General features: G+C 67.1%; 24 protein-coding genes and 1 tRNA gene. 16 read left to right on the top strand and 9 right to left on the bottom strand.

Features of this window, described 5'->3' with window-relative positions; genetic code table 11:
• The 9 genes from queG (at nucleotide 1) to AC10QF_RS11490 (ending at nucleotide 13169) form a co-directional block, all read left to right on the top strand.
• Nucleotides 1-1071, top strand: a complete 1071-nt coding sequence (gene queG / locus AC10QF_RS11530) for a tRNA epoxyqueuosine(34) reductase QueG (RefSeq protein WP_005417785.1) — start codon at nucleotides 1-3, stop codon at nucleotides 1069-1071.
• 44 nt (nucleotides 1072-1115) lie between these two features.
• Nucleotides 1116-2447, top strand: a complete 1332-nt coding sequence (xseA, locus tag AC10QF_RS11525; RefSeq protein ID WP_494542235.1) for an exodeoxyribonuclease VII large subunit — start codon at nucleotides 1116-1118, stop codon at nucleotides 2445-2447.
• A gap of 597 nt (nucleotides 2448-3044) precedes the next feature.
• The gene (locus tag AC10QF_RS11520) at nucleotides 3045-3476 is read left to right on the top strand and encodes a DUF2946 domain-containing protein (RefSeq protein WP_494542234.1); all 432 of its coding nucleotides are present in this window, start codon (nucleotides 3045-3047) and stop codon (nucleotides 3474-3476) included.
• Nucleotides 3477-3548: 72 nt separating this feature from the next.
• Complete coding sequence (locus AC10QF_RS11515; RefSeq protein WP_494542233.1) at nucleotides 3549-5612, top strand: TonB-dependent copper receptor; 2064 nt, start codon at nucleotides 3549-3551, stop codon at nucleotides 5610-5612.
• A gap of 271 nt (nucleotides 5613-5883) precedes the next feature.
• Entirely contained in the window at nucleotides 5884-6990 is a 1107-nt protein-coding gene (locus AC10QF_RS11510; RefSeq protein ID WP_227845091.1) for an efflux RND transporter periplasmic adaptor subunit, read from the top strand.
• Nucleotides 6987-10112 carry an efflux RND transporter permease subunit gene (locus AC10QF_RS11505; RefSeq protein WP_021202005.1) on the top strand — a complete coding sequence of 1042 codons (3126 nt, stop codon included), beginning with the start codon at nucleotides 6987-6989 and terminating at the stop codon, nucleotides 10110-10112. The genes AC10QF_RS11510 and AC10QF_RS11505 overlap by 4 nt, the downstream gene beginning before the upstream one ends.
• Nucleotides 10105-10644, top strand: a complete 540-nt coding sequence (locus AC10QF_RS11500; protein WP_134731277.1) for a GNAT family N-acetyltransferase — start codon at nucleotides 10105-10107, stop codon at nucleotides 10642-10644. The genes AC10QF_RS11505 and AC10QF_RS11500 overlap by 8 nt, the downstream gene beginning before the upstream one ends.
• Nucleotides 10645-10823: 179 nt before the next feature.
• Nucleotides 10824-12335, top strand: a complete 1512-nt coding sequence (locus AC10QF_RS11495; protein ID WP_494542232.1) for an alanine/glycine:cation symporter family protein — start codon at nucleotides 10824-10826, stop codon at nucleotides 12333-12335.
• Nucleotides 12336-13169, top strand: a complete 834-nt coding sequence (locus tag AC10QF_RS11490) for a TrmH family RNA methyltransferase (protein WP_134731279.1) — start codon at nucleotides 12336-12338, stop codon at nucleotides 13167-13169.
• A gap of 164 nt (nucleotides 13170-13333) precedes the next feature.
• Here the strand turns inward: AC10QF_RS11490 and AC10QF_RS11485 are convergent, their stop codons facing one another.
• The 4 genes from AC10QF_RS11485 to AC10QF_RS11470 all read right to left on the bottom strand — a co-directional run bounded on the left by AC10QF_RS11485 (nucleotide 13334) and on the right by AC10QF_RS11470 (nucleotide 16532).
• Nucleotides 13334-14755, bottom strand: coding sequence for a M28 family peptidase (locus AC10QF_RS11485; protein WP_019660192.1), 1422 nt, complete (start codon nucleotides 14753-14755; stop codon nucleotides 13334-13336).
• A gap of 244 nt (nucleotides 14756-14999) precedes the next feature.
• Complete coding sequence (gene mscL, locus AC10QF_RS11480) at nucleotides 15000-15404, bottom strand: large-conductance mechanosensitive channel protein MscL (RefSeq protein WP_019660191.1); 405 nt, start codon at nucleotides 15402-15404, stop codon at nucleotides 15000-15002.
• 54 nt (nucleotides 15405-15458) lie between these two features.
• Entirely contained in the window at nucleotides 15459-16175 is a 717-nt protein-coding gene (locus tag AC10QF_RS11475; protein ID WP_019660190.1) for a fumarylacetoacetate hydrolase family protein, read from the bottom strand.
• Nucleotides 16176-16250: 75 nt separating this feature from the next.
• Nucleotides 16251-16532: a hypothetical protein gene (locus AC10QF_RS11470; protein ID WP_019660189.1), complete on the bottom strand. Its 282-nt coding sequence runs from the start codon at nucleotides 16530-16532 to the stop codon at nucleotides 16251-16253.
• A 178-nt stretch (nucleotides 16533-16710) separates the two neighbouring features.
• Here AC10QF_RS11470 and AC10QF_RS11465 point away from each other — a divergent pair, with 178 nt between their 5' ends.
• Nucleotides 16711-17046, top strand: coding sequence for a Rieske (2Fe-2S) protein (locus AC10QF_RS11465; protein WP_111098281.1), 336 nt, complete (start codon nucleotides 16711-16713; stop codon nucleotides 17044-17046).
• Between the two features lie 152 nt (nucleotides 17047-17198).
• Here AC10QF_RS11465 and AC10QF_RS11460 read toward each other — a convergent pair whose 3' ends face one another.
• The 4 genes from AC10QF_RS11460 to thiS all read right to left on the bottom strand — a co-directional run bounded on the left by AC10QF_RS11460 (nucleotide 17199) and on the right by thiS (nucleotide 20909).
• Entirely contained in the window at nucleotides 17199-19046 is a 1848-nt protein-coding gene (locus AC10QF_RS11460) for an SLC13 family permease (protein WP_494542231.1), read from the bottom strand.
• Nucleotides 19047-19073: 27 nt separating this feature from the next.
• The gene (trmB, locus tag AC10QF_RS11455; RefSeq protein WP_019660186.1) at nucleotides 19074-19808 is read right to left on the bottom strand and encodes a tRNA (guanosine(46)-N7)-methyltransferase TrmB; all 735 of its coding nucleotides are present in this window, start codon (nucleotides 19806-19808) and stop codon (nucleotides 19074-19076) included.
• Nucleotides 19808-20602: a thiazole synthase gene (locus tag AC10QF_RS11450; RefSeq protein ID WP_494542230.1), complete on the bottom strand. Its 795-nt coding sequence runs from the start codon at nucleotides 20600-20602 to the stop codon at nucleotides 19808-19810. Before AC10QF_RS11450 ends, trmB begins: the two co-directional genes overlap by 1 nt.
• Nucleotides 20603-20708: 106 nt before the next feature.
• Nucleotides 20709-20909 (bottom strand): sulfur carrier protein ThiS, encoded by a 201-nt coding sequence (thiS, locus tag AC10QF_RS11445; protein WP_019660184.1) that lies wholly within the window; start codon nucleotides 20907-20909, stop codon nucleotides 20709-20711.
• 240 nt (nucleotides 20910-21149) lie between these two features.
• Here thiS and AC10QF_RS11440 point away from each other — a divergent pair, with 240 nt between their 5' ends.
• Together AC10QF_RS11440 and AC10QF_RS11435 are read left to right on the top strand one after the other, a co-directional pair.
• Entirely contained in the window at nucleotides 21150-22970 is a 1821-nt protein-coding gene (locus AC10QF_RS11440; protein WP_026347045.1) for an autotransporter domain-containing esterase, read from the top strand.
• A gap of 115 nt (nucleotides 22971-23085) precedes the next feature.
• A tRNA-Gly gene (locus AC10QF_RS11435) sits at nucleotides 23086-23159 on the top strand.
• A gap of 49 nt (nucleotides 23160-23208) precedes the next feature.
• On the opposite strand, the gene AC10QF_RS11430 is transcribed toward AC10QF_RS11435, so the two are convergent.
• On the bottom strand, nucleotides 23209-23712 hold the full coding sequence (locus AC10QF_RS11430; RefSeq protein WP_494542229.1) for a hypothetical protein: 504 nt from the start codon (nucleotides 23710-23712) through the stop codon (nucleotides 23209-23211).
• A gap of 145 nt (nucleotides 23713-23857) precedes the next feature.
• Between AC10QF_RS11430 and AC10QF_RS11425 the strand changes: the two genes are divergently transcribed.
• From AC10QF_RS11425 to AC10QF_RS11410, 4 genes are all read left to right on the top strand, one after another.
• Nucleotides 23858-24100, top strand: a complete 243-nt coding sequence (locus AC10QF_RS11425) for a hypothetical protein (protein ID WP_005418653.1) — start codon at nucleotides 23858-23860, stop codon at nucleotides 24098-24100.
• A gap of 97 nt (nucleotides 24101-24197) precedes the next feature.
• Entirely contained in the window at nucleotides 24198-25076 is an 879-nt protein-coding gene (gene rimK, locus AC10QF_RS11420) for a 30S ribosomal protein S6--L-glutamate ligase (protein ID WP_005418651.1), read from the top strand.
• A gap of 258 nt (nucleotides 25077-25334) precedes the next feature.
• Entirely contained in the window at nucleotides 25335-25814 is a 480-nt protein-coding gene (locus AC10QF_RS11415) for a hypothetical protein (protein ID WP_494542228.1), read from the top strand.
• Nucleotides 25815-25908: 94 nt separating this feature from the next.
• Complete coding sequence (locus AC10QF_RS11410; protein WP_494542227.1) at nucleotides 25909-26379, top strand: hypothetical protein; 471 nt, start codon at nucleotides 25909-25911, stop codon at nucleotides 26377-26379.
• Nucleotides 26380-26473: the final 94 nt, after the last annotated feature.

Raw genomic sequence — 26473 nt, 5'->3', positions numbered from 1 at the left:
ATGTCCCTCGCCCCCACCCCCGTCGATCCGGCCCAGGCCGTGCAGCGCATCCGCGAACTGGCCCGCGCGCATGGCTTCCAGCGCTGCGGCATCGCCGGTATCGAGCTGGGCGAGGATGAGGCGCACCTGGCCGACTGGCTGGGTCAGGGCCTGTACGGCACGATGGACTGGATGGCGCGCCACGGCACCCTGCGCGCACGACCGGCCGAGCTGTTGCCCGGCACTGTGCGCGTGATCTCGGTGGGCATGGACTACAGCCACAAGGATGACACCGAAGCCTGGGCGACGCTGGCCGACCCGGGCCGCGCCTACGTGGCGCGCTATGCGCTGGGCCGCGACTACCACAAGCTGATGCGCAACCGCCTGCAGAAGCTGGCCACGCAGATCAACGACGAAGTCGCGCCACTGGGCTACCGCGTGTTCGTCGATTCCGCCCCCGTCCTGGAGCGCGCACTGGCCCGCAACGCCGGGCTCGGCTGGATCGGCAAGCACACCTGCCTGATCGACCGCCATGGCGGTTCCTGGTTCTTCATCGGCGAGATCTACATCGACATCCCGCTGCCGATCGATACGCCGGCCACGGCGCACTGCGGCACCTGCACGCGCTGCATCGATGTCTGCCCGACCCAGGCCATCACCGGCCCGCAGCGGCTGGACGCGCGGCGCTGCATTTCCTACCTGACCATCGAACACGACGGCGCCATTCCCGAACAGATGCGCCCGCTGATCGGCAACCGCATCTATGGCTGCGACGACTGCCAGCTGGTCTGCCCCTGGAACAAGTTCGCCAAGCGCACCGACGAAGCCGATTTCCGCGCGCGCAACAACCTCGATACCGCGCGCCTGGACCAGCTGTTCACCTGGGACGAAGCCGAGTTCCTGCGCCGCACCGAAGGCAGTCCCATCAGGCGCAGCGGCCATGAGCGCTGGCTACGCAACATCGCCGTGGCGCTGGGCAATGCGCCGTCCTCGGCCGAAGCGCTGGCTGCGCTGCAGACCCGCATCGACGATCCCTCGCCGCTGGTGCGTGAACACGTGCAGTGGGCACTGGGCCAGCATACGGCGCGCTGACGTGCGATCCTGAGCCCCCATTCCGCCCGCAGCACGCCGTTTCCATGCAGCCACGCAACAACGACATCCTCACCCCCAGCCAGCTCAACACCCTGGCCCGCGACCTGCTGGAAGGCAGCTTCCCGGCGATCTGGGTCGAGGCAGAACTGGGCAGCGTGGCGCGTCCTGCCTCCGGACACCTCTACTTCACCCTGAAGGACGCGCGCGCGCAGCTGCGTGCGGCGATGTTCCGGATGAAGGCGCAGTACCTGAAGTTCGTGCCGCGCGAAGGCATGCGCGTGCTGGTGCGCGGCAAGGTGACCCTGTACGACGCCCGTGGCGAGTACCAGATGGTGCTGGACCACATGGAGGAAGCCGGCGAAGGCGCGCTGCGCCGCGCCTTCGAGGAGCTGAAGGCACGGCTGGAGGCCGAGGGCCTGTTCGACCCGGCACGCAAGCGGCCGCTGCCGGCGCACGTGCAGCGCCTGGCCGTGATCACCTCGCCCACCGGCGCCGCCGTGCGCGACGTGCTGAGCGTGCTCGGCCGGCGCTTCCCGCTGCTGGAAGTGGACCTGCTGCCGACCCTGGTACAGGGCAGCAGTGCCGCCGCGCAGATCACCCGGCTGCTGCAGGCCGCCGATGCCAGCGGCCGCTACGACGTGATCCTGCTGACCCGCGGTGGTGGTTCGCTGGAAGACCTGTGGGCCTTCAATGACGAAGCCCTGGCCCGTGCGATCGCCGCCAGCCGCACCCCGGTGGTGTCTGCGGTTGGCCACGAAACCGACTTCAGCCTGAGCGACTTCGCCGCCGACCTGCGTGCACCGACGCCCTCGGTGGCGGCTGAGCTGCTGGTACCGGACCAGCGCGAACTGGCCCTGCGCGTGCGCCGCACGGCCGTTCGCATGCTGCAGCTGCACCGGCATGCGATGCAACAGGCGATGCAGCGCGCCGACCGCGCCCTGTTGCGCCTGAACGCCCAGAGCCCGCAGGCACGACTGAATCTGCTGCGTCGACGCCAGCTCGATCTGGGACGACGCCTGCATGCCGCGTTCAACCAGCAGCAGGAGCGCCGTGCTGCGCGGCTTCGCCATGCAGCGGCGGTCCTGCGCGGGCACCATCCACAGCGCCAGCTCGACACGATGCAGCGCCGCCTGGCCGCCCTGCGCGGACGACCGCAGGCAGCGATGCAGCGTCTGCTGGAGCGCGATGCACTGCGGCTGCGCGGGCTGGCGCGTTCACTGGAAGCAGTCAGCCCGCTGGCCACCGTAGCCCGCGGCTACAGCATCCTGACCCGCAGCGACGATGGTGCGCTGGTGCGGCGCATCGACCAGGTGCAACCTGGTGACGCCCTGCAGGCCCGCGTCGGCGACGGCGTGATCGACGTGCAGGTCAAGTAGAGGGGGGTTCGGCAGGGCTGCGCCCTGCACCCGCAGAGGCTTCAAGCAACGGCCGAAGCAACAGCAAAAGCTGGCATTCCGCGGGTTGGCGGGGCGGTGCCAGAGTGCGGGGACGCCGTAAACCCGTCCATGGGGGCTTGGCAGCCGCATCCATGCGGCTGACACCCCGCACTCCGACACCGCCCCACCTCTGACAGATTCCGGCGGCTGTTGGTAGATGTCGACTTTGGTCGACACGGTAGATCCACGCCATGCGTGGATGAATCTCCATCGAAATCGAATATTTCGAATTGAAATCGAAAAGCATCCACGCATGGCGTGGATCTACTGCAGATCGCGGAGATCTGTCGAAGGCGGGATGGGTCCGGTTGCGGGAGTGTCCGCGGCATGGATGCCGCGGCCAAGCCCCATGGATGGGTTTACGGCGTCTCCCGCAACCGGACCCACCCCGCCTACCCTCAGGAAACCGCTTTTGCTGTTGCTTCGGCTCTTGCCGTGGTCCGCAGCAGGTGCAGGGCTGCAAGCCCTGCCGACAAACCTCCTCCTGCGACGGTTCGTCGCACAGGGCAACCCTGGACCCGCCTCTACACTAGCGCGGTGACCCGCCTGTCCCGCCCGCAGCGCCTTCTGCTCCAGCTCGCCGTCCTGGCGACGCTGCTGATGGTGCTTGCGCCGCTGGTCAGCCGCGCGCTGCAGGCGCCGCCGATGGACCACACCGCAATGGCGGGCATGGACCACGCCGCCATGGGCCATGGCATGCACGACATGACCATGGCCGGGCACGACCCGCATGGCGCTTCGCAGGCAGCACCCAACCGCCCAGCCGACCCCCACGCCATGCATGGCGAAGTCTGCGAATACTGCGTGCTGGCCATGCGCCTGCTGCCGTGGCTGGCGGTGCTGGTGCTGCGGTTGCCGCTGCTGTGGCGGCCGCGCCTGGTGTTCCCGTGGTCGCAACAGGTGCTGCCGGCACTGCGCTGGCCGGCGCATGCCGCACGTGGACCACCACGCTCCTCCATCGTCCGCTGATGTCCCTATCGAATCTGCCGCACGACGCCTGACCGGGCGCCGTGCGCGCGTGCGTACCTTGGAGCTGTTCCGATGAAAATGACTTCCCGCCCCGCGGGCGCCTGCGCGCGCCTGCCGGTTGCCCTTGGCCTGGCCGTGGCCGCGTCACTGGCCCACGCTGCGCCTGCTGAAGAAGCGCGCACCCTCGACACGATGGTGGTCACTGCCGCCGCGCCTTCGTCGCCACTGCACTGGGTGACCGATCCGCGCCTGCCGCGGCAGCCGGTCCCCGCCAGTGATGGCGCCGATTACCTGAAGACCGTGCCTGGCTTCTCCGCCATCCGCAACGGCGGCACCAACGGTGACCCGGTGCTGCGCGGCATGTTCGGTTCGCGGCTGAACATCCTCAGCAACGATGGCAACCTGATCGGTGCCTGCCCGTCGCGCATGGACAATCCGCTTTCCTATATCGCGCCGGAGAGCTTCGACCGGCTGACCATCATCAAGGGCCCGCAGAGCGTGCGCTGGGGCGCAGGTGCCTCGGCCGGCACCATCCGTTTCGAGCGCGATACGCCGCGCTTCGAGGAACCCGGTCTGCGTGCCGATGCCAGTGGACTGGTCGGCTCGCGCAACCGCAACGACCAGGTGCTGGACCTGACGCTGGGCAATCCGGCCGGTTACGTGCGTGCCAGCGGCAATCGCTCGGAAGCGGACGACTACAAGGATGGTCATGGTGACGTGGTGCCGTCGAAGTGGCGCAAGTGGAACGGCGACGTGGCCATCGGCTGGACGCCGGACGCCGATACGCTGCTGGAAATCTCCGCCGGTGCCGGCGATGCGATCGCGCGCTATGCCGGGCGTGGCATGGACGGCGCCGCGTTCGAGCGCACCAGCTACGCGGCACGCTTCGAGAAGCGCAACCTGCCGGGCGCGTGGGAAACGTTGCAGGCCAACGTGTACTACAACGAAGCCGACCATGTGATGGACAACTACACGCTGCGCACGCCGAATCCCAACAGCATGATGCCCATGCCGATGGCTTCGAATGTGGACCGCCGAACCCAGGGCGGCCGGGCCAGTTCCGAGTGGCGCTGGCAGGAGGTGCAGCTGGTGGCCGGTGTGGACGGTGAGGACAGCCGCCACCGTGGCCGCAACGGCATGGGCCGCGGTACTTACCGCCAGGCCGCGTGGCAGACCGATGCGAACTTCCGCCGCTATGGCGTGTTCACCGAGTTGACCCTGGGCGCCGGCACCGACCAGCGCTGGATCAGTGGCCTGCGCATCGACCGTGCCAGCGCCCGCGATGAGCGGCAATCGATCGGCGGCATGATGGGCAACCGGCCCAATCCCAGCGCCGGGCAGACGCGCAAGGAATGGCTCGGCAGCGGGTTCCTGCGCTACGAGCAGGACCTTGCCGACGGCCTGACCTGGTACGCCGGCCTCGGCCACAGTGAACGCATGCCCGACTACTGGGAACTGTTCTCGCCCGATCATGGCCCGTCGGGCGCAGTGAACGCGTTCACCGGCGTGCAGCCCGAGCGCACCACCCAGCTCGACATGGGCCTGCAGTTCAAGGGACCGCGTGTGCAGGCATGGGTATCGGCATATGCCGGGCAGATCCAGGACTACATCCTGTTCACCTATCACGGCAGCGGCATGATGGGCATGAGCCAGGCCAACAACGTCGATGCGCGCATCGCCGGTGCCGAAGCCGGGCTGGAAGTGAGCCTGGCTGCGCAGTGGAAGCTGGGTGGCACGCTGGCCTATGCCTGGGGCGAGAACCGCGACCAGCAGCGTCCGCTGCCGCAGATGCCGCCGCTGGAAGCGCGCCTGAGCGCGAACTGGGAAGGCCAGCGCTGGAGTGCCGGTGCGCTGCTGCGTGCGGTGACCCATCAGCATCGTGTCGCAGATGGCCAGGGCACTGTGGTCGCGCAGGACCTGGGGCCGAGTGCCGGCTTCGCTACCTTCGCGCTCAATGCCGCTTACCGCTTCAGTTCGCAGCTGCAGCTCAGTGCGGGCGTCGACAACCTGTTCGACCGCGCCTACAGCGAGCACCTGAACCTGGCCGGCAGCGCCGACTTCGGCTTCCCGGCCGACCCGGTGCGCATCAATGAACCCGGGCGCAGCCTGTGGATGAAGGTGAACTACCGGTACTGATCGGCCGGGTAAAAAAACGGGGCCGGATCCCCGCCAGGATCCGTCCCCGCCCGACGCCCTCTGTCGGGCAGCTTCGACTCTACGATGACAACGCCTGCGGCGCACGGCGGGATACACCTCGACACATGCCGACACCGCTGCTGTGAGCCTTGCACGGAACAGGTTCACGGCGCTATCGCGCCGCCGGTGCCACGCCAGTAAACGCTTGGCACATATCGCTTCCACGGGTGCTTGCCTACACTCGGCGGCCGTGGATCTATCAGGACCGTTCATGTTGGCTCGCATTGCTTCGACCCTGGCCCTTGGCCTCAGCCTGGCCCTTCTGGCCGGGTGCGGGGGCAAACAGGAGGCCGCCGCCCGTCGGCAGGGCGAAGCGGTGCCGGTGACCGCGCAGGTCGTGCAGTCCTCGCAGTGGAATGACACGCTGCAGGCGCTGGGCACGGCCAAGGCGCGCGAGTCCATCAGCGTGACGGCCAAGGTCAGCGAAATCGTCGAGAAGGTGCACTTTGAAAGTGGCCAGCATGTGGCCGCCGGTGCGCCGATCGTGACCCTGCGCGGGCAGGCTCAGGAGGCCGCGCTGGTGCAGGCGCAGGCCACCTTCCACGAAGCCGACCAGCTGTACAGGCGCCAGCGCGAGCTGGCCTCCCAGCGCCTGGTGTCCAGCGCCACCCTGGATACGCAGAAGTCGATCCGCGATGCGGCCGAGGCGCGCGTGATGCAGATGCAGGCCGACATCGGTGACCGCCGCGTGCGCGCGCCGTTCGCTGGCGTGCTCGGCATCCGCCAGGTCAGCCCCGGCTCGCTGGTGACCCCGACCACGGTCATCGCCACGCTCGATGACATCGAGCACATGCACGTCGATTTCCAGGTGCCGGAAGTGGAACTGGCTGCGCTGGGCGTCGGTGACAAGGTCAGCGCCACCAGCGTGGCGTGGCCGGGCCGCACCTTCGAGGGTGAGGTCAGCACCATCGATGCGCGCATCGATCCGGTCACCCGTGCGGTGACCGTGCGCGCCGACTTCGCCAACGGCGATCATGCGCTGCGCCCGGGCATGCTGCTGGACGTGCGGCTGTTCCGCCCCGAGCGCCCGGCGCTGGTGGTCCCGGAAATCGCCGTGGTGCAGGTCGGCCGCGATACCTTCGTGTACCGCATCAAGGCCGACGACAGCGTCGAGCGCGTGGACGTGGTCACCGGTGCGCGCCGCGCCGGCGTGGTCGAGATCAAGCAGGGGCTGGAAGCGGGCCAGCGCATCGTGGTTGATGGCACCGGCAAACTGCGCCCGGGCCTGAAGGTCGCGGCCAGGGATGCGGCACCGGCCAGCGGCGCGAAACCGGATGCCGCGCCGGCACCGGTCGCGGCCGAGGGGCACGGCGGATGAAACTGTCCGACATCTCCATCCAGCGGCCGGTGTTCGCCGTGGTGATGAGCCTGCTGCTGCTGGTGCTGGGCGTGATGTCCTTCACCCGCCTGACCCTGCGCGAGCTGCCTGCCATCGACCCGCCCATTGTTTCGGTGTCGGTGGATTACACCGGTGCCTCGGCGGCGGTCATCGAAAGCCGCATCACCCAGGTGCTGGAAGATGCGCTGGCCGGCATCGAAGGCATCGATACGATCAACGCGCGCAGCACCAACGGCCGCTCGCAGGTCAGCATCGAGTTCACCTCCAACCGCGATATCGAAGCGGCGGCCAACGACGTGCGCGATGCGGTCAGCCGCGTCGCCGACCGCATGCCGGAAGAAGCGCGTCCGCCGGAAATCGCCAAGGTCGAAAGCGATGCCGACCCGATCATCTGGTTCAACATGGTCTCTTCGACCATGGACACGCTGGAACTGAGCGATTACGCCGACCGCTATGTGGTCGACCGCTTCTCCAGCCTCGACGGCGTGGCCCAGGTCCGCATCGGCGGCCGCCAGCGCTATGCGATGCGCATCTGGCTGGACCGCGACCAGCTGGCCGCACGCGGGCTGACCACCGGCGACGTGGAAACCGCGCTGCGCAACGAGAACGTGGAACTGCCGGCCGGCCGCATCGAGTCGACCGACCGCGATTTCACCCTGCGCGTGGAGCGCAACTACATCAAGCCCGAAGACTTCGCGACCATCCCGCTGGGCAAGGGCCGCGACGGCTACGTGGTGCGCATGGGCGACGTGGCGAAGATCGAGCTGGCCTCGGCGGAACGCCGCGCCTACTACCGCAGCAACGGCGAACCCGGCATCGGCCTGGGCATCGTCAAGACCTCCACCGCCAACTCGCTGGACGTGGCGCGCACCGCGCGCGCTGAAGCCGAGCGGGTGGCATTGACCCTGCCCAAGGGCACGCAGATCTTTGTTGCGTTCGACAACACCACCTTCATCGAAGCCGCCGTTGACCGCGTCTACGCCACGCTGGTGGAGGCAATGATCCTGGTGCTGGCGGTGATCTGGCTGTTCCTCGGCAGCTTCCGTGCCGCACTGATTCCGGCGGTGACCGTGCCGGTCTGCCTGGTGGCCGCGTTCATCGCACTGTACGCGTTCGACTTCTCGATCAACCTGCTGACCCTGTTGGCACTGGTGCTGTGCATCGGCCTGGTGGTGGACGATGCGATCGTGGTGGTGGAAAACGTGCAGCGCCGCATCGACCTGGGCGAGCCCCCACTGGTGGCCTCCAAGCGCGGTACCACGCAGGTTGCCTTCGCGGTGATCGCCACCACCGCCGTGCTGGTGGCGGTGTTCCTGCCGGTCGGTTTCCTGGAAGGCAATACCGGGCGCCTGTTCCGCGAGCTGGCGGTGGCGCTGGCGGCAGCGGTGGCGCTGTCCGCATTCGTAGCGCTGACGCTGACGCCGATGATGGCGTCCAAGCTGCTCAAGCCGCACACAGGGCAGGCACCGCGTGGCCTGCATGGCTTCATCAACCGCAATCTGGAGCGCCTGGCCTCGAGCTATGGCCGCGTGCTCGACCACCATGTCGACCGCACCTGGATCTACCTGCTGGTGATGGTGGCCGCACTGGCTGCCAGCTGGGGCCTGCTCAAGCTGCTGCCGTCGGAACTGGCGCCGGCCGAAGACCGCGGTTCGTTCCAGATCATGATCGACGGCCCGGAAGGCGCCGGCTACGACTACACCGTGCAGCAGGTGCAGCAGGTAGAAGCGCTGCTGGCGCCGCATGTCGGCCCGGACAAGCCGATCGTGCGCGCCAACCCGCGCGTGCCGGGCGGCTGGGGCGCCAGCGAGGAGATGCACACCGGCCGCGTCAGCATCTTCCTGCAGCCGTGGCGCCAGCGCAGCGAGGGGACGCCTGAAGTGGCCGACGCGCTGCAGAAAGAACTGGACACCATCCGCGGCGTGCGCGTGCGCACGCAGGTGGGCGGTGGCCTGGTGCGCAGTGGCGGGCAGCCGTTCCAGATCGTGCTGGGCGGTCCCGAATATGCCGAGATCGCGCAGTGGCGCGACCGCATCCTGCTGCGCATGGCCGACAATCCCGGCCTGGTCGGCCCCGACTCGGACTACAAGGAAACCCGGCCGCAGATGCGGGTGAACATCGACCGCCAGCGCGCGGCCGACCTCGGCGTGCCGGTCACCGCGATCGGATCGGCGCTGGAAACCATGATGGGTTCGCGCCGCGTCACCACCTTCGTCGACAACGGCGAGGAGTACGACGTGCTGGTGCAGGCCGGGCGCGATGGCCGTGCCAGCCCGGCCGACCTGGCCGCGATCCGCGTGCGTGCCACCTCCGGCGAGCTGGTGCCGCTGTCCAACCTGGTCACGCTGAGCGAAGTGGCTGAGGCCGGAACCCTGAACCGCTTCAACCGACTGCGCTCGATCACCATCAGTGCCGGCCTGGCGCCAGGCTATCCGTTGGGCGAGGCCATTGCCTGGGCACAGAACGTGGCCCGGGAAGAACTGCCGCAGTACGCACAGGTGAACTGGAAGGGTGAGTCGCGTGAGTACCAGAGTGCCGGCGGCGCGGTGCTGCTGACCTTCGCGATGGCCCTGCTGGTGGTGTACCTGGTGCTGGCCGCGCAGTTCGAAAGCTTCATCCACCCGCTCACCATCATGCTGACCGTGCCGCTGGGTGTGCTCGGTGCGCTGGTCGGCCTGTGGGTGAGTGGCGGCACGGTGAACCTGTTCAGCCAGATCGGCATCGTGATGCTGGTTGGCCTGGCCGCGAAGAACGGCATCCTCATCGTCGAATTCGCCAACCAGCTGCGCGATGACGGGCGCACGGTGCGCGAGGCGATCATCGAATCGGCGATGGTGCGCCTGCGCCCGATCCTGATGACCTCGATCGCCACCGTGGTCGGCGCGATCCCGCTGGTGGTCGCCGGTGGCCCCGGCTCGGCCAGCCGTGGCACGATCGGCATCGTGATCATCTTCGGCGTAACCCTTTCGACCTTCCTGTCGCTGTTCGTGGTGCCGGCGTTCTACGCACGGCTGGCCCCGTACACCCGCTCGCCGGAAGCGGTGAAGCGCGAGCTGGAGAAGCAGGAAGCGGAATCACCGTCGGTGGGTGGCCATGCCTGACCCGACCACCGTGCTGCGAGGTGAAGGCTTCCAATTGCGCCCCTGGCGCCCGGATGATCTGGAATCGCTGCTGCACCACGCCAACGACGCCGAGGTGTCGCGGGGCCTGCGTGATCGCTTTCCGTACCCGTACACGCGCGGGGATGGCGAGGCCTTCCTCGCCGGCCGCGTGCTGGCTCCCGGCACCCTGAACCTGGCCATCGAGATAGACGGCCAGGCCTGCGGCAGCGTCGGTGCCCAGCAGGGCGTGGCCGAGCGTGGGCATACCGCCGAACTGGGTTACTGGCTGGGCCGGGCCTACTGGGGCCAGGGCCTGATGACCCGGGTGGTCGGTGTGTTTGCGCCTTGGGTGATGGACGAGCTGCGCCTGTTCAGGCTGCAGGCCACGGTGGTCGACTTCAATCTCGGCTCGGCCCGGGTGCTGGAGAAGAACGGCTTCCAGGAAGAGGGCGTGGAGCGCTGCGCGGTCTACAAGCGCGGCGCGCTGCACGACCTGCGCCGCTTCGCCCGGGTACGCACGCAGCTGCCCTGAACGCGCGGGCTGGCCGCTGTAGCGCCGAGCCCATGCTCGGCTGATTCCGGGGCCCAAGCCGGACATGGGCTCGGCGCTACACGACAGCGCTACCGCAGCGGCCTGCGATCAGGGAGAATCGACCGGTCCCCTCCAGCCGACGGGACGTCCTTACAACCCGCCGACTGGAGAGAGCGCGCGTGGAAGCAACCGTACACTTCATCAACAGCATCATCTGGAGCAAGGCACTGATCTTCGTGTGCCTGGGCGCCGGCCTGTTCTTCAGCCTGCGCACGCGCTTCATGCAGATCCGTGGCTTCTTCGAAATGTGCCGCCTCACCGTCAGGGGTGAGAAATCCGACGCCGGCGTGTCCTCGTTCCAGGCCTTGGCCATGTCGATGGCCGGCCGCATGGGCATCGGCAACATCGCCGGCGTGGCCACGGCCATCGCCTTCGGCGGCCCCGGGGCGATCTTCTGGATGTGGGTGATGGGCTTCCTCGGCGCGTCCACCTCATACGTGGAATGCACCCTGGCGCAGATGTACAAGACCAAGGACGCCGAAGGCCGCTACCGCGGTGGCCCGGCGTACTACATCGAGAAGGCGATGGGCCTGAAGTGGTATGCGCTGGCCTTCGCCATCGCCACGATCATCGCCGCAGGTTTCCTGATGCCGGGCGTGCAGGCCAATGCCATCGCCGACAGCATCATCAACGCCTGCCGTGGCACCGCGCTGTGCGGGCCGCTCGACGGCCAGGCCTTCGGCATGGAATCGGTGCAGGCGCTGAAGCTGGGCATCGGCATCGTGGTCGCGCTGCTGCTGGGCGTGGTGATCTTCGGTGGCGTCAAACGCATCGCCAACTTCGCCGAAGTGGTGGTGCCGTTCATGGCTGCCGGTTTCATCCTGATGGCCATCATCATCATGGTCATCAACTACGACCGCGTGCCGGAAATGTTCGGCATCATCTTCAAGAGTGCCTTCGGCACGCATGCCGCATTCGGCGCCATGATGGGCCTGGCCGTGGAGTGGGGCATCAAGCGCGGCATCTACGCCAACGAAGCCGGCCAGGGTTCGGGCCCGCATGCAGCGGCCGCCTCGGAAGTCTCGCACCCGGCCAAGCAGGGCTATGTGCAGGCCTTCGCCATCTACTTCGACACCATGATGGTGTGCACCGCCACCGCGTTCCTGATCCTGGCCAGCGGCACCTACAACGTGTACTCGCCGGCAGGTGCCAGCGCACCGCCGATCTTCCAGGGCCTGGCCGGTATTCCCGAAGGCGCCGGTTACGCCCAGGCCGGCGTGGAAGCGGTGCTGCCGGGCTGGGGTTCGGCATTCGTGTCCATCGCCATCTTCTTCTTCGCCTTCACTACCATCATGGCGTACTACTACATGGCCGAGACCAACCTCAGCTATGTAAACCACAACAGGAAGCGCCCGCTGACGGTGCTGGTGCTGCGCCTGGGCATCATCGGCATGGTGGTGTTCGGCGCGTTCCACAATGCCACCCTGGCCTGGGCGCTTGGCGACATCGGCGTGGGCCTGATGGCCTGGCTGAACATCATTGCCATCCTCATCATCCAGAAGCCGGCGATGCTGGCCCTGCGTGACTACGAACGACAGAAGAAGCTGGGCCAGGATCCGGTGTTCGACCCTGATGCCCTGGGCATCAAGAACGCCGATTTCTGGCGCCAGCGCAAGCAGGAGAGTGTGTAAGTGAACAACCCTTGGAACAACCGCCGCCCGTCCGCCCGTCCGCCGCGCGCAACGCCGTTGCCGCGCCCGGAGGTGCCGGCCACGGGCGGTGGTGGGCGCGGTGGCAGCGATGAGCTGCGTCTGTACGGCTTGAATGCCGTGCTGGCTGCGTTCGAAGCGCGGCCGCAGGCGCTGCGCAAGCTGTACCTGCTGGAAGCACGCATTCCGCGCCTGCAGCCGTTGTTGAAGTGGTGCGTGGCCAACCGCGTGGGCTACCGCGTGGTCGAGGATGGCGATCTGAACAAGCTGGCCGGCACCACCCATCACGAAGGCGTGGTGGCCGACATGCTGCGCGCACCGGCACTGCCGCTGGCGCAGTGGCTGCAGCAGGTCGGTGACGGCCCGGCGCTGGCGCTGTGGCTGGATGGCGTGGGCAACCCGCACAACCTCGGCGCGATCCTGCGCTCGGCCGCGCACTTCGGTGCCAAGGCGCTGCTGTTGCCGGCCGGCAGCACGCTGGCCCTGTCCGGCGCCGCCGCGCGCGTGGCCGAAGGCGGCGCCGAAGCGGTGCCGCTGGTGCAGCTGCCGGAGACCGCTCAGGCAATGGCACAACTGCGCGCAGCCGGTTTCGGCCTGGCCGCGACCCTGGTCGAGGGCGGTGATGACGTGTTCCGCGCGTCCCTGCCAGACCGGCTGGTGTACGTGATGGGCGCCGAAGGCGAGGGCATGGACCGTGGCCTGGCGAGCCAGTGCGATCTGCAGGTCTCGATCCCCGGCAGCGGCGCGGTGGAAAGCCTGAATGTCGCTTCCGCCACGGCCGTGCTGCTGGCGCAGTGGGCGAGCCGCCGCGGCTGAGTGACGCCCGGTGGGTGCGAACCCTGGTTCGCACCGCTCGTGCCGCTGCGCTTGCCGGGCATTGGCCCGACGCTACCGATGCGGGATCTGACTTGGTGGGTGCGAACCTTGGTTCGCACCGCTCTTCCCGCCGCAAACGCCGGGCATGGCCCGGCGCTACCGCATCATTCGTTCGGCGGCGTGGTCGCCTTGGCCTCGCTGCCGAAGCTGCCATCGGCTTCCGCCGCCAGGTAGGCGAACACAGTGTAGGCGGCCACGTTCTGTGCCAGCGCCTTCGGGTCGATCTTATCCAGCGTGTCGTCGGCGGTGTGGTGCAGGTGGAAGTAGTCCGAGCCGTCCTGCGCCAGCCACGCCCACGCACCGCCCTTGGCGGCCAGCGGGCCGACGTCCGGGCCCGGGCCACCCTTGTCGGCCTGGTACTCGATGCCCAGCGGCTTCATTACTTCGGCAATCTGCTTCGTCGCTTCGCGCGAGCCTTCCGGATTCGGCGAACCGGTATTGAAGGCGTAGATGCGGCCCGCGCCGAAGTCGCTCTCGGCGGCCAGCTGGTGCAGGGCCACGTCCTTCGCGTGCGCTTCGGCATAGGCCTTGCCGCCATACAGGCCCTGTTCCTCGTTGGCGAAGGCGATCACGCGGATGGTGCGCTTCGGTGCCTGCTTCAGCTGGCCGATCAGGTGGCCTGCGGCCATGGTGATGCCCACGCCCGCGCCGTCATCCACCGCGCCGGTGCCCAGGTCCCACGAATCCAGATGCCCGCCGATCACCACTACTTCCTTCGGCAGGCTGCGGCCGGTGATCTCGCCGATCACGTTGTACGAGGTCGCCGTACCATCCCAGCCGCAGTCCAGCGCCACCTTCACCGTGGTGCTGCCACGGGCCAGCAGGCGGGCCAGCTGGTCGGCATCGGGCACCGACAGTGCCGCAGACGGCACCGGGGTCAGGCCGTCATCGAAACGGGTGATGCCGGTGTGCGGCACGCGGTGCGAGTCGGTGCCGGCCGAACGCATCAGGAAACCGACCGCGCCCTTGCGGATCGCCTCGGACGGACCCTTGCTGCGGATCGCGCCGCCGCGGCCGTAGTCGCGGCCATCGCGGAACGGCAGCATCTGGTAATCGACGAAGGCGATCTTGCCCTTGAGCGAACCGGCCGGCGCCGCCTGCAGTGCGGCCAGGTCGGCGAAGCGCACCACCTCGGCTTCAACGGTGCCGCCCGGGCTGCCGCCCAGTGCGGTGATCTGCAGCGGCTGCGGATTTTTGCCGGTCACGGCAGCATGTTCACTGCGGCGCTCCCACTTCGGGAAGGTCACCGGTTCCTTCCACACCTTGTCGAAGCCCAGTGCCTTGAACTTGGCTTCGGCCCAGGCCACGGCGCGGGCGTCAGCCTCGCTGCCGGCGATGCGCGGGCCGATCTCGGTGGTGAGCGATTCGACCACCTTCCAGCCGGTGTCATCGGCCAAGGCCTGGTCGCGCAGCTGTGCGGCGGTGGCCAGCGACGCCGGGGGCAGGGTAGTGGTGTGCGGCGCCGCGAAGGCCGGGGCGGCCAGCAGGGCGAGGGAGGATGCGATGGCAAGAACGCGGCGACGCATGGACAACTCCGGGAAGGGACCTAAGCCTTGGAGCTTAACAGTCGTTCAGCCCGGCGCATGGGCGGGAGGTCATGGCTGGCGCGGATGCTGTTTCCCGCCAGATGCAGCAAAGCGAAAGCCCCGCCGGGGCGGGGCTTTCGCCTGCTTCTGTAGAGCCGAGCCAATGCTCGGCTGCCTTTTGCAGATCAGCCGAGCGTGGGCTCGGCTCTACAGGTGGGAGGGGCGCCCGTAGGCGCCCGATACCTTATTTCTTCAGGCTGTCGCGGATCTCGCGCAGCAGCACCACTTCCTCGGCCGGTGCGGCTGGTGCAGCTTCCTTCTTGCGAGACAGGCGGTTGATCGCCTTGACCACGATGAAGATCGCGAAAGCCACGATCACGAACTGGATCAGGGTGTTGATGAAATCACCGTAGCCGATCACCACCGCCGGAATCTCCTTGCCGTCCGGGCCGATCCGTGCCGGCGACAGCGTCCACGCCAGCTGCGAGAAGTCCACCTTGCCGATCAGCAGGCCCAGCGGCGGCATGATGATCTTCTCGACCAGCGCCGTCACGATCTTGCCGAAGGCCGCGCCGATCACCACGCCGACGGCGAGGTCGATGACGTTGCCGCGCATGGCGAATTCCTTGAACTCGGTGAGCATTCCCATTGTTGTTTTTCTCCGGTGGGGAAGTGGACAGCGCGCAGGGTAGCGCAGGTGACGTCAGCCGGCGATCACGCCGTGGCGCTCGGCCACGTTTTCCAGGCGGGCACTGAAGCGGTCGCCGGGCTTCAGCGCAGCCACCCCGGACGGGGTGCCCATGAACACCAGGTCACCGGCACGCAGCTGCCACAGCTTGGACAGCTCATGCAGGATCTCCGGCACGTTCCAGATCATCTGGTCGAGCAGTGCCTGCTGGCGCACCTCGCCGTTGACCTCCAGCGACAGGTTCAGCGCAGCCAGGTCGCCGACTTCTTCGGCGTGCACGATTTCGCTGATCGGCGCGGAGGCATCGAACCCCTTCGCGGCATCCCAAGGATGGCCCTTGTCCTTGGCTGCGGCCTGCAGATCGCGGCGGGTCAGATCCAGGCCAACGGCGTAGCCGTAGACCAGCGCATCGGCGTCGGCGACGGCCAGCTCGCCGGCGGGCGCATCGCGACCGATCGCCACCACCAGTTCCACTTCGTGGTGCAGGTTGGCGGTTGCTGGCGGATAGGGGATGGCATCGTCGTGGCCGACCACGATGGCGTCGGCCGGCTTGCTGAAGAACATCGGGCGGCCGCGGTCATCGGCCGCCGGCACCGCCGCGCCCATTTCGCGGGCGTGGTCGGCGAAGTTGCGGCCGACGCAGTAGATACGGTGCACGGGGAAGCTGCCGCCACCGGCTACCGGTACACGCGGCAGGGCTACGGCAGGGATCACATCGGAGACATCGGACATGCGGGCATCCAGGAAGGGCGTGCCCGCAGTCTAGAACGCATGGCGCCCGCCGTCAGCGGGCGCGGAAGGCCTGGATCAGCGCGAGGCCGGCAACACCGGCTTGCGCACCACGCGGTACTCGCCCTCGACCACGGTCGGGTCCACCGGACGCGCGGCGCCCGGCTTGCGCGAGGCCAGCAGCTTCCATGCCAGGCCAACCAGGATCATCGCGGCACCGACGAACACACCGATGAACACCATCGCGGCCAGGATCGCCAGGCCGAGCAGGCCCACGGCAACGCGCACCAACGGATGGCGCGGCTTGCGCGGCGCGAACAGGGTGCGGAACTGGTTGAAGGCGGATGCGCGGTTGAACATGGCGGCTCGATAGGCTGGGATCAGCGAAAACAGAGTATCGGGACGCGCCACTGTCATTGAGTGAAAAACTCGTTAAATATAGCCTGTGCTTATTACGGATCAATGACTTGTGTTCATGTCACAGCCAGTCACCTGAGCAGGCATGCGACAATTCCGGTTTACCGTCCGAGCTTTCGCCATGACTATCGCTGCTGCCCTGATCGCCCTTGATGCCATTGCCGATGGCGCGTTTGCCGAGGTCGAAGCGGTGATCGATGGCGATGCCGAATCGCTGGTGCTGTACCGCGACGGCGCGCAGGTGCGCGCATTCCTGAACATCTGCCCGCACGCCGGCCGTCGCCTGGACTGGGCCCCGGGCCAGTTCCTGAAGAGCCGCGAGGGCCACCTGGTGTGCGCCGCGCATGGCGCCTCGTTCACGCTGGACAGCGGCGACTGCATTGCCGGCCCGTGCAAGGGCGACCGCCTGCGTGCGGTGCCGGTCGATATCCGCGATGGGCAGGTCTATCTGGCCTGAGGCCGGAAGCAGTCGAGCACGGCTCGATTCTACAAAGGCATCCACGCATGGCGTGGACCCACCCCGCCATCCCACGGAATGCACGCTGTTGCTGTTGCTGTTGCTTCGGCTTCTGCGGGTGCAGGGCGCAGCCCTGCCAACAAACCCAACCCTCAGAACATCAGGTTGATCATCAACACCACCACGCAGGTGTAGATCAGCGACAACGGTCCGCCGACCCGCCACATCTCGCGCGGGGTGTAATTGGCCGGGCCAGTGATCATCGAAATCACCGGGTTGGAGGCCGTCATCAGGTTGTTGGACGCCGACAGCGCCACGATCAGCGCGAACGCGGTCGGGTTGCCGCCCGCTGCCAGCGCCAGGTTCACCGCAATGGGCACCATCACGATGGTCGCGCCCACATGGCTGATCACCAGCGAGAACGCCGTGGTCAACAGCGCCAGCGCCACTTCCAGCACCCAGATCGGAATGCCGGTGGGCAGCTTGTCGATGGTGTGGCCGGCCACCCATGCCGCCGCGCCGCTGGAATCCATCGCCCAGCCGAGCGGAATCAGCCCGGCCATCATGAACACCGTTTTCCAGTTGATCGAGGCATACGCCTCGTCCATGCGCAGCACGCCGGTCAGCAGCATGCCGGCCACGCCGGTCATCAGCGTCAGCGCGACCGGCAGCTTGCTGGTCAGCGCGATCAGGATGGTCAGCGCGAAGATCGCCATCGCAATCTTGAACTTGTGCGGGCGCTGCTCGCCGGTCGGATAGTCGGTCACCACCACGAAGTCGCGGCTCTTGGCCGCCTGTGCCAGGTCGGTCCAGATGCTGTGGAAGACCAGCATGTCGCCTGCACGCAACTGCACGTCGCGCACGTCCTCGCGGATCACCTGCTTGTCGCGGTTGATCGCCAGCAGGCTGATGCCACGCTCCTTGCGCAGGCGCAGGTCGGCCGCGCTCTTGCCGATCACGTTCGAGGTCGGCGGTACCACCGCCTCGGAAATACCGGCGCGGCTCGGGTTGAACAGGTCACCCAGGTGCTTCAGGCGCGAAGACATGCGCAGGAACTGGTTCTGCGCGAAATCGTTGATCTGCTGGCGCGGGCCCATCGCACCGAGCACGCTGCCTACCCAGATGCGCATCTCCGCCGGCGGCGCCAGGCGGGTGTCATTACCGGTTTTCAGGGCCAGCAGCAGCGGGGCGTCGTGCAGGGTCTCGGCCTCGCCCAGGGTCATGCCCACCAGCGGACTTTCCGCGCTGACCACCAGCTCGAACACATCGCCTTCGATGCCATAGGTCTTGGCGAAGTAGCTCTCGGTGCGTGCTGGGGTGACCCCGTCGTTGACCAGGGTTTCTTCCTCGATCAGCTTGCGGTCGCCGTAGTAGCGGAAGTACAGCAGCGAGGCGATCAGCAGTGCCACGCCAATCGGCAGCGGCGCGAACATGCGCAGCGGCTCGATGGTGGCCAGGCCGGAAGGCAGGTTGTTGTTGGCCGAGGCCAGCAGATCGTTCAGCAGGATCAGCGGCGAATTGCCGACCATGGTCAGCGCACCGCCCATCACGATCGCCGCCGAGATCGGCAGCAGCAGGCGCTGCATCGTCAGCCCGGTGCGCGCTGCCAGTCGCGAGGCGACCGGCAGATACAAGGCCATCACCGACGGGTTCTGCATGAAGGACGAGTTCAGGCCGGCGATGGCGGTGGTCATCATCAGCAGCCGCTGTTCGACGCCGTGGCCGCGCCGCAGCAGCCATGCGGCCAGCCGGTTCAGCGCCCCGGTGCGGTCCAGGCCCGCACCGAGGATGGTGGTGGCGATGATGCTCATCACCGCGTTACCGGAGAAACCGCCGAAGATCTCCTCCGGCGCGATCAGGCCGGTGACACCGAGTACCACCAGCACCACCAGCGCGACCACGTCGGCGCGGATGCGCTCGAACAGGAACATCGCCATCGTGAAGCCGACCAGCCCGAGCACGAGCTTCATGTCGTTGGTCAGCGTCAGCGCGGTATCCATGTGGGGCGCGGCGTCCTCAGGCGATCATCAGGTGCGGTCGTACAGCAGGTCCCAGACGCCGTGGCCGAGTTTCTGGCCGCGGGTCTCGAAGTGGGTCTGCGGGCGCCAGTCCGGACGCGGCACGCTGCCACGCGGGCCGGCGCGGTTGACCAGGCCGGCAGTCGCGTCAAGCACGTCCCACATCTGCTCGGCGTAGTCTTCCCAGTCGGTGGCGCAGTGCAGGCGGCCACCCGGGCGCAGCTTGCGCACCAGCAGCTCGGCAAATGCCGGCTGCAGCAGGCGGCGCTTGTTGTGGCGCTTCTTGTGCCACGGGTCCGGGAAGTAGATGCGCACTTCATCGAGCGCGCCATCGGCGATCTCGTTCTGCAGCACTTCCACCGCGTCATGGTGGTACAGGCGCACGTGGTCGGCATTGTCCTCAGCCAGCGCGTTCAGCAACCGGCCCACGCCGGGGGCGTGCACTTCGATGCCGATGTAGTCGCGCGACGGATCGTGCTGGGCGGCGAAGCGCAGCGCGGCACCGTTGCCGAAGCCGATTTCCAGCACCTTGTGTGCCGGGCGGCCGAAGGTGGCATCCAGGTCACGCGGCTGGCCGGTGTAGTCGAGGCCGAAGCGCGGCCAGCGTTCGTCGAACGCGCGCTGCTGGGCGGGGGTGAAACGTCCCTGGCGCAACACGAAGCTGCGCACCTCGCGGCGGCCCTCGCTTACGGTGAAGGGCTTGGGTGGGGCCTTGGAGCCGGCGCTGTCAAAAGGATTGGTCATCAGCCGATCAGCCCGTCCACCGGAGAGGATGCGCTGGCGTAGCGCTTGCGCGGGATGCGCCCGGCCAGGAAAGCCTCGCGGCCGGCCTCGACTGCCTTGCGCATGGCAGTGGCCATCAGCACCGGGTTGCGCGCACCGGCAATGGCGGTGTTCATCAACACGCCGTCGCAGCCCAGTTCCATCGCGATCGCCGCATCCGACGCGGTGCCCACGCCGGCATCAACAATGATCGGCACCTTGGCGTCTTCGATGATCTGCAGCAGGTTGTACTTGTTCTGGATGCCCAGGCCCGAACCGATCGGCGCGGCCAGCGGCATCACTGCGGCGCAGCCGATCTCTTCCAGGCGCTTGGCCAGGATCGGGTCGTCGGAGGTGTAGACCATCACCTCGAAGCCGTCCTTGACCAGCTGCTCGGCGGCCTTGAGGGTCTGCACCACGTCCGGGTACAGGGTCTTCTGGTCGCCCAGCACTTCCAGCTTGGTCAGGTTGTGGCCGTCCAGCAGCTCACGGGCCAGGCGGCAGGTACGCACCGCGTCTTCGGCGGTGTAGCAGCCAGCGGTGTTGGGCAGGATGGTGAAGCGCTCCGGTGGCAGCACGTCCAGCAGGTTCGGCTCGCCCGGGTTCTGCCCGATGTTGGTGCGGCGGATGGCCACGGTGACGATCCGGGCGCCAGCAGCCTCGGTGGCCAGGCGGGTTTCTTCCAGGTCCTTGAACTTGCCGGTGCCGGTGAGCAGCCGCGAGCCATAGGTCTTGCCGGCGATCACCAGCGAATCGGGGGAGACATGAACGTTCATGGCGCGATTATCGCCTATCCGCCTGAAGATGGGATCACGCAATGGCGTGCCGGCCGTGGATCGGCATGGGTAGTGCCGGCCGCTGGCCGGCAAACCCGGACAGGCCTCAGCCCCCACCCAGCGCGTGCACGATCTCGACAATGTCGCCTTCAGCCAGGACATGCTCGCGATGGCGGCTGCGGCTGACGATCTCGCCGTTGACCTCCACTGCCACCCGGCGCTGCAGCAGCTGCTCGGCCTCGAGCAGGTCGTGAAGGGTCGCCGAGGCGGGCAGGGTGCGGGGTTCGCCGTTGAGCTGGATGTTCATGCCTGCATTGTCGCTTATAGCCCTTCGTGATCGGAACGTTTGCAATTTGATCGGGGCGCCAGCTCCAGCACAGCAGGCTTCGGCGTGCTCAGGCGACAATCCATGCGGCGGCGCAGCGTGAGCAAACGGCGGCCCGGTGAAACCATTGACCGTGCGCCGGCGTACGTGTGCCGGATTCCAACCTATTTACCCCACAGGAGTTCCTAGATGCAGCTCAGCAAACACCCGATCCGCTCCCTGATGGCGGCTGCGATCGCACTCGCCGCGCTGCCGGCCATGGCAGGCGAAAGTCCGTATTCCAAGGCCGTGTTCTTCGGCGACAGCCTCACCGACGCCGGCTATTTCCGGCCGCTGCTCGATCCGGGCGTTCAGCCGGTCACCGGCCAGTTCACCACCAACCCGGGTTGGGTGTGGGCACAGCAGGTCGCCAACTACTACGGCCTCAACGGGGGTGCCAACGGCAACGGCCAGAGTGGCGATAACTACGCCGTGGGCGGTGCCCGGGTATCGGTGGACGAGGCCGGTGGCCTGGGCGTGATTCCGTCGCTGAAGTCGCAAGCAACCCGCTACCTTGCCGCGAACGGTGGCAAGGCTGACGGCAACGCCCTGTACACCGTATGGGGAGGCGCCAATGATCTGTTTGCGGCCACCCGTGCGGCGGCAGGTGGCGCGTCGCAGGCCCAGGTGCAGGGCATCATCGGCGCAGCGGTCACCGACCAGATCGCGCTGGTAGGTGCGCTGAAGCAGGCTGGTGCCCAGTACGTGCTGGTACCGAACCTGCCGGATGTGGGCATCACCCCGCAGTTCCGCGGCCCCAATGCCGCCGCCGCCACCGCACTGTCGGCCGGCTACAACAAGGCGCTGTACGGTGGCCTGAAGCAGGCAGGCATCGAGTTCATTCCGCTCGATACCTTCAGCATCCTGCGCGAAGTGACTGCCAATCCGGGCATGTACGGCTTCACCAACGTCACCAGCACCGCCTGCAGGATCGATCCGAACAACTCCACCGCCAGCATCATCGGCTGCAACCCGACCAGTTACGTCAGCCCGGATGCAGCCAACACCTACCTGTTCGCCGACGGCGTGCATCCGACCACCGCCGGCCATCAGCTGCTGGGCCAGTATGCTGTCTCGGTGCTGGAAGGCCCGCGTCTGCAGCAGGTGCTGAGCCATTCGGCCCAGACCATCGGCCGTTCGCGTGCCGACCAGGTCAGCATGCACCTGGGTGGTCGCCCGGCCGATGGCCTGTCCTGGTGGGGCGGCGTGCGCGGTGACCTGCAGCGTTATGACCATGCCGACCTGTACGACGGCCTGGCGCCCGCCGGCCTGTTCGGTATCGACTGGGCACGCGACGGCATGGTGTTCGGCGGCTTCGCCGGCTTCGGCCGCCTCAACGCAGACTTCGGCAACAGCCGTGGCGACTTCACCCAGAAGGACACCACTGCCGGTCTGTTCGCCGGCTGGTATGGTGACCGCATCTGGATCAATGGCCAGGTCAGCTACACCTGGCTGTCCTATGACGTGAACCGCAAGGTCCAGCTGGGCCCGGCCACTCGTGAGCACGGCGGTTCGCCGGACGGCAGCAACCTGACCGCCGCGCTGAACGCCGGCTACGAGTTCGGCACCGAAGGCGGTTTCCGCCACGGCCCGATTGCTTCGGTGATCTGGCAGAAGGTGAAGATCGATGGCTACACCGAAAGCGCTGCGGCCGGCACCCTGGCCACCGCACTGGGCTACGACCGCCAGAACGTCGATTCGACCGTCGGCCGCATCGGCTGGCAGGCCCGCTTCGATGGCGGCACCGTCAAGCCGTACGCGCAGGTGACCTACGACCACGAGTTCGAAGACACCAAGCAGGCCAGCGCATGGCTGCAGACCCTGCCGGAACTGGGCAGCTATCGCGTGCCGGGCCTGAACTTCGACAAGAACTACGCCACCGTGGTGCTGGGTGCCCGTACCGAGCTGTTCGGCCTGCAGAGCAACTTCGGCCTGAGCGCTTCGGCCGGGCAGAAGCGTGCCCAGGACGCGACGCTGTTCGCCAACTTCAGCGGCAGCTTCTAAGCAGAAACCAGGCGGGGCCGGAGCCCTTTCGGGAACGAAGGGGATCCGGCCCCGCTCTGATGCGGGGGCACCATTGCGCAACACCGGCCCCAGCGCATAGACTTTCCACCGCAACGCGGGCGTAGCTCAATGGTAGAGCTGTAGCTTCCCAAGCTACTGACGTGGGTTCGATTCCCATCGCCCGCTCCATCCTTCAAGACCGCGCCGCTTTCCGCCGCGCAGGTCCCTCCAGACCGCCTCAGTACGCCGCGAACACCGCGGCCAACGCGTCCGCGTCCAGCACGCGTCCCTGGGCGCGATCATGCGTGTGCAGGTACCAGACCTCGCCCGGCTCCAAGTGCCGTGTCAGGTGCCACTGGTTTTCCCGGGCCAGAATATCCACCCGTCCCTGGCAGCCGAAGCAGAAGCGGGCAAGAGGCTTGATCGCGGCGGCCTTGCCATTGACGTTCAGGGTCAGTGCGGGGGCCGCGTAGGTTTTCAGTTCCCCGGATGACGGATTCTCGGTGATGGTGACCGTGTCCCGACGCAGCGTGGCCACCTGCGCCTGCACCAACGCTTGCAGCCACAGTTCGAGGGTGTCGAACAACACATGCAGCGATTGGATCCAGTCCTGGTACTGCTTTTCGACAGCGGCGGCCCTGGCCTGCTCCGCGTGTGCGGACTGCTGCAGCTTCTGTGCAAGTTGCTCCATTTTCGACATCGGGATTTCCGCTTTGGGAGGGGCTTCCATGGTGATCGGCACGCTCGCCTGCTTCCAGCCGAAAGCGACATTTTCGTAGAACTCCTAGAGGCGCTGCGGAGGGGCGCGTAACGCTTCAAACTTTTCCCATGGGCAGGCCCGCACTGAGCAACTAGCGTGAGCGGATACTGATCAGGAGCTGCCTTCCATGAACTGCCGGAACGACGTCGTCGAGCGCATCCATCGGATCTTTCTTTCCGCCGGCGTCGGCTCGAACAAGCAGCTTGAAGCCGTGCGCGCGCTGGGGCGTGCCGGTGGTCCCAAGGCCGCGGAACTGCTCGAGCAGATCTACCAGCAGGCGTTCAGCAATTCTGCCCTGCAGATGGCCTGCGTGGCGGCGCTGGGCGAAGCGGCCCGTGGCTTCCAGGTCAGTGCTGAACGGGACAGCTGAAGCTTCATCCACAACGCTCGAGATCGTCGACGACGGGCATCATCCGCCCGCCACACGCCCGCGCTATGCTGCGCGCCTGCCGACCGATCCCTCCGCGATGAAGCTCGCCATCCTGTCCCGCAACAGCTCCCTGTATTCCACCCGTCGGCTGGTCGAGGCGGCGCGCGCGCGCGGCCACACCGTGCGCATCCTCGACCCGTTGCGCTGCTACATGCGCATCGCCGCCGATGGCTTTTCCATGCACTACAAGGGCCGGCCGATGACCGGCGTGGACATGGTCATTCCGCGCATCGGTGCCTCGATCACCCGCTACGGCACCGCCGTGCTGCGCCAGTTCGAACTGATGGGCGCACGCACGCCCAATCCGTCCGATGCCATCCTGCGTTCGCGAGACAAGCTGCGCGCGCACCAGCTGCTGGCGGCCAAGGGCATCGACATGCCGGTTACCGTGTTCGGCGACAACCCCGATGACACCGTCGATCTGCTGTCCATGCTTGGCCCGCCGCCGCATGTGGTGAAGCTCAATGAGGGCACCCAGGGTCGCGGCGTGATCCTGACCGAAAAGGCCAGTGCCTCGCGCGGCATTGTCGAAGCGCTGCGCGGCCTGTACGCCAACTTCCTGATGCAGGAATTCATCGGCGAGGCCAAGGGCGCCGACCTGCGCTGCTTCGTGGTGGGCGACCAGGTGGTGGCGTCGATGCAGCGACAGGCACCGGAGGGTGACTTCCGCTCCAACCTGCACGCTGGCGGCACCGCCGTGGCGGCCAAGGCCAGTCGCGCCGAGCAGCAGGTGGCGGTGCGTTCGGCCAAGGCGCTGGGCCTGTCGGTGTGCGGCGTGGACCTGATCCGCTCCGCGCGCGGCCCGCTGGTGCTGGAGGTCAACTCCACGCCGGGGCTGGAGGGCATCGAAGCGGCCTGCGGTGTGGACGTGGCCACACGCATCATCGAACACGTAGAGAAGATCAAAAAGCCTTGATTATTCATGGGGTTGTGATTCTCATGGGTAAATGATCCGGGGCTTTAACGAGGCTTTAATCGGCGCCGGCGTAGGCTTCAGCGAACCGCAGCTCTGCCTCTCAGCAGGATCGGTATCGGGATACGACTTCAGGCCCAGGCGGGTGCACCGCCTGGGCCTTTTTTATGCCTGTCGGCTCTGTGCCCAAGGTCTCTTGTGGAGGCCGCGTGACGGTCGTAGAGTTGGCCCTTCGTTCCGGGATGGATCGGGAGGTTGGCGATGTACCGCATCATGACGATCGCGTTGCTGCTGGGCCTGTCTGGCGCTGTTGCCGCCAAGCCGGAGAAAACCGCTGTACAGATGGACCGGCAGGGGTCGGTCGCCGAGCAGATGCGCCAGGTGGAAACCGCGCTGGCTGCCCCCGACTATGCCGAACTGTCTGCCGAGGATCGCGGCCAGGTGCAGCAGGCGCTGTCGCGTATCCGCCAGCACATGGGCGAACGCCAGACCGTGCAGGAGCTGCCGCCGCAGTTGCAGGCCGAGGTCTTCAACGAGCAGGAACGCATCAACACCCTGATGGCGCGTGGCCATGACGACAGCCGGCAGATCTGCAGGTACCAACGCACCACCGGCAGCAACATGCCCAGGAGCCGCTGCCTGACCGTGGCCGAACGGCGCCGGATCGAAGAGAAAGGCAAGGCGCTGATCAACGACCAGCGCAGCTACAACACGCTCAGCCCACCGCCCGCCGGGCGTTGACCGCACCGCCTTTCGGTCCACCGGGGTGCCGTAACGGCGTGTCGGTGGCACCGCAGGGTCGGTGTTCCACTCATGGAAGAACCTGGAGGTAACAATGCAGCGCATGACCCCCTTCGCCCTGATGCTGGGCCTGGCACTGGCCACCACCGCGCGCGCCAAGCCCGAGAAAGGGCAGGTGAAGTTCGACGCCAACGCACCGGTGGCCGAACAGATCCGCAACGTTGAGACGGCGATCAACACCGAGGACTACAGCGAGATCGGGCTGGAAGACAAAAGCCGTGTGCAGCAGGCGCTGGGCCGTATCAAGATCAAGATGGGCGACCACGAACGGGTAGAGCAGTTGAGCCCGCAGGACCGCACCGAGATCTTCAACGACCAGGAAGTGATCAACACGATCATGACCCGCGCCCATGCCGACAGCCGCATGGTCTGCCGCCGCGAGCGCACCACCGGCAGCAACATGCCGCAGAGCGTCTGCCTGACCGTGGCCCAGCGCCGCAAGGCGCAGGAAGACAGCCGCAAGGCCCTCAACGACAACCAGCGCTTCAACAACTACAAGCCGTAACCGTGGTTGGACCGGTCGCAGGCCGCCATCGGTCACCCTGCCGTGCGTCCCTTGTGGACGCATCGGCGCAACCGTAAAGTCGAGACCCTATTCA

It is taken from the genome of Stenotrophomonas maltophilia complex sp. Om-AH-Sm3 (assembly GCF_059337855.1).
Note: the sequence above shows the minus strand (reverse complement) of the source record. Positions and strands in the feature narration are given on the sequence as shown.

Bases quoted from the DNA above. Each gene is read 5' to 3' on its own strand.
- queG (WP_005417785.1), top strand. From the start codon at position 1: ATGTCCCTCGCCCCCACCCCCGTCGATCCGGCCCAGGCCGTGCAGCGC.
- xseA (WP_494542235.1), top strand. From the start codon at position 1,116: ATGCAGCCACGCAACAACGACATCCTCACCCCCAGCCAGCTCAACACC.
- AC10QF_RS11515 (WP_494542233.1), top strand. From the start codon at position 3,549: ATGAAAATGACTTCCCGCCCCGCGGGCGCCTGCGCGCGCCTGCCGGTT.
- AC10QF_RS11510 (WP_227845091.1), top strand. From the start codon at position 5,884: ATGTTGGCTCGCATTGCTTCGACCCTGGCCCTTGGCCTCAGCCTGGCC.
- AC10QF_RS11505 (WP_021202005.1), top strand. From the start codon at position 6,987: ATGAAACTGTCCGACATCTCCATCCAGCGGCCGGTGTTCGCCGTGGTG.
- AC10QF_RS11500 (WP_134731277.1), top strand. From the start codon at position 10,105: ATGCCTGACCCGACCACCGTGCTGCGAGGTGAAGGCTTCCAATTGCGC.
- AC10QF_RS11485 (WP_019660192.1), bottom strand. From the start codon at position 14,755: ATGCGTCGCCGCGTTCTTGCCATCGCATCCTCCCTCGCCCTGCTGGCC.
- mscL (WP_019660191.1), bottom strand. From the start codon at position 15,404: ATGGGAATGCTCACCGAGTTCAAGGAATTCGCCATGCGCGGCAACGTC.
- AC10QF_RS11475 (WP_019660190.1), bottom strand. From the start codon at position 16,175: ATGTCCGATGTCTCCGATGTGATCCCTGCCGTAGCCCTGCCGCGTGTA.
- AC10QF_RS11470 (WP_019660189.1), bottom strand. From the start codon at position 16,532: ATGTTCAACCGCGCATCCGCCTTCAACCAGTTCCGCACCCTGTTCGCG.
- AC10QF_RS11465 (WP_111098281.1), top strand. From the start codon at position 16,711: ATGACTATCGCTGCTGCCCTGATCGCCCTTGATGCCATTGCCGATGGC.
- AC10QF_RS11460 (WP_494542231.1), bottom strand. From the start codon at position 19,046: ATGGATACCGCGCTGACGCTGACCAACGACATGAAGCTCGTGCTCGGG.
- trmB (WP_019660186.1), bottom strand. From the start codon at position 19,808: ATGACCAATCCTTTTGACAGCGCCGGCTCCAAGGCCCCACCCAAGCCC.
- AC10QF_RS11450 (WP_494542230.1), bottom strand. From the start codon at position 20,602: ATGAACGTTCATGTCTCCCCCGATTCGCTGGTGATCGCCGGCAAGACC.
- thiS (WP_019660184.1), bottom strand. From the start codon at position 20,909: ATGAACATCCAGCTCAACGGCGAACCCCGCACCCTGCCCGCCTCGGCG.
- AC10QF_RS11440 (WP_026347045.1), top strand. From the start codon at position 21,150: ATGGCGGCTGCGATCGCACTCGCCGCGCTGCCGGCCATGGCAGGCGAA.
- AC10QF_RS11425 (WP_005418653.1), top strand. From the start codon at position 23,858: ATGAACTGCCGGAACGACGTCGTCGAGCGCATCCATCGGATCTTTCTT.
- rimK (WP_005418651.1), top strand. From the start codon at position 24,198: ATGAAGCTCGCCATCCTGTCCCGCAACAGCTCCCTGTATTCCACCCGT.
- AC10QF_RS11415 (WP_494542228.1), top strand. From the start codon at position 25,335: ATGTACCGCATCATGACGATCGCGTTGCTGCTGGGCCTGTCTGGCGCT.
- AC10QF_RS11410 (WP_494542227.1), top strand. From the start codon at position 25,909: ATGCAGCGCATGACCCCCTTCGCCCTGATGCTGGGCCTGGCACTGGCC.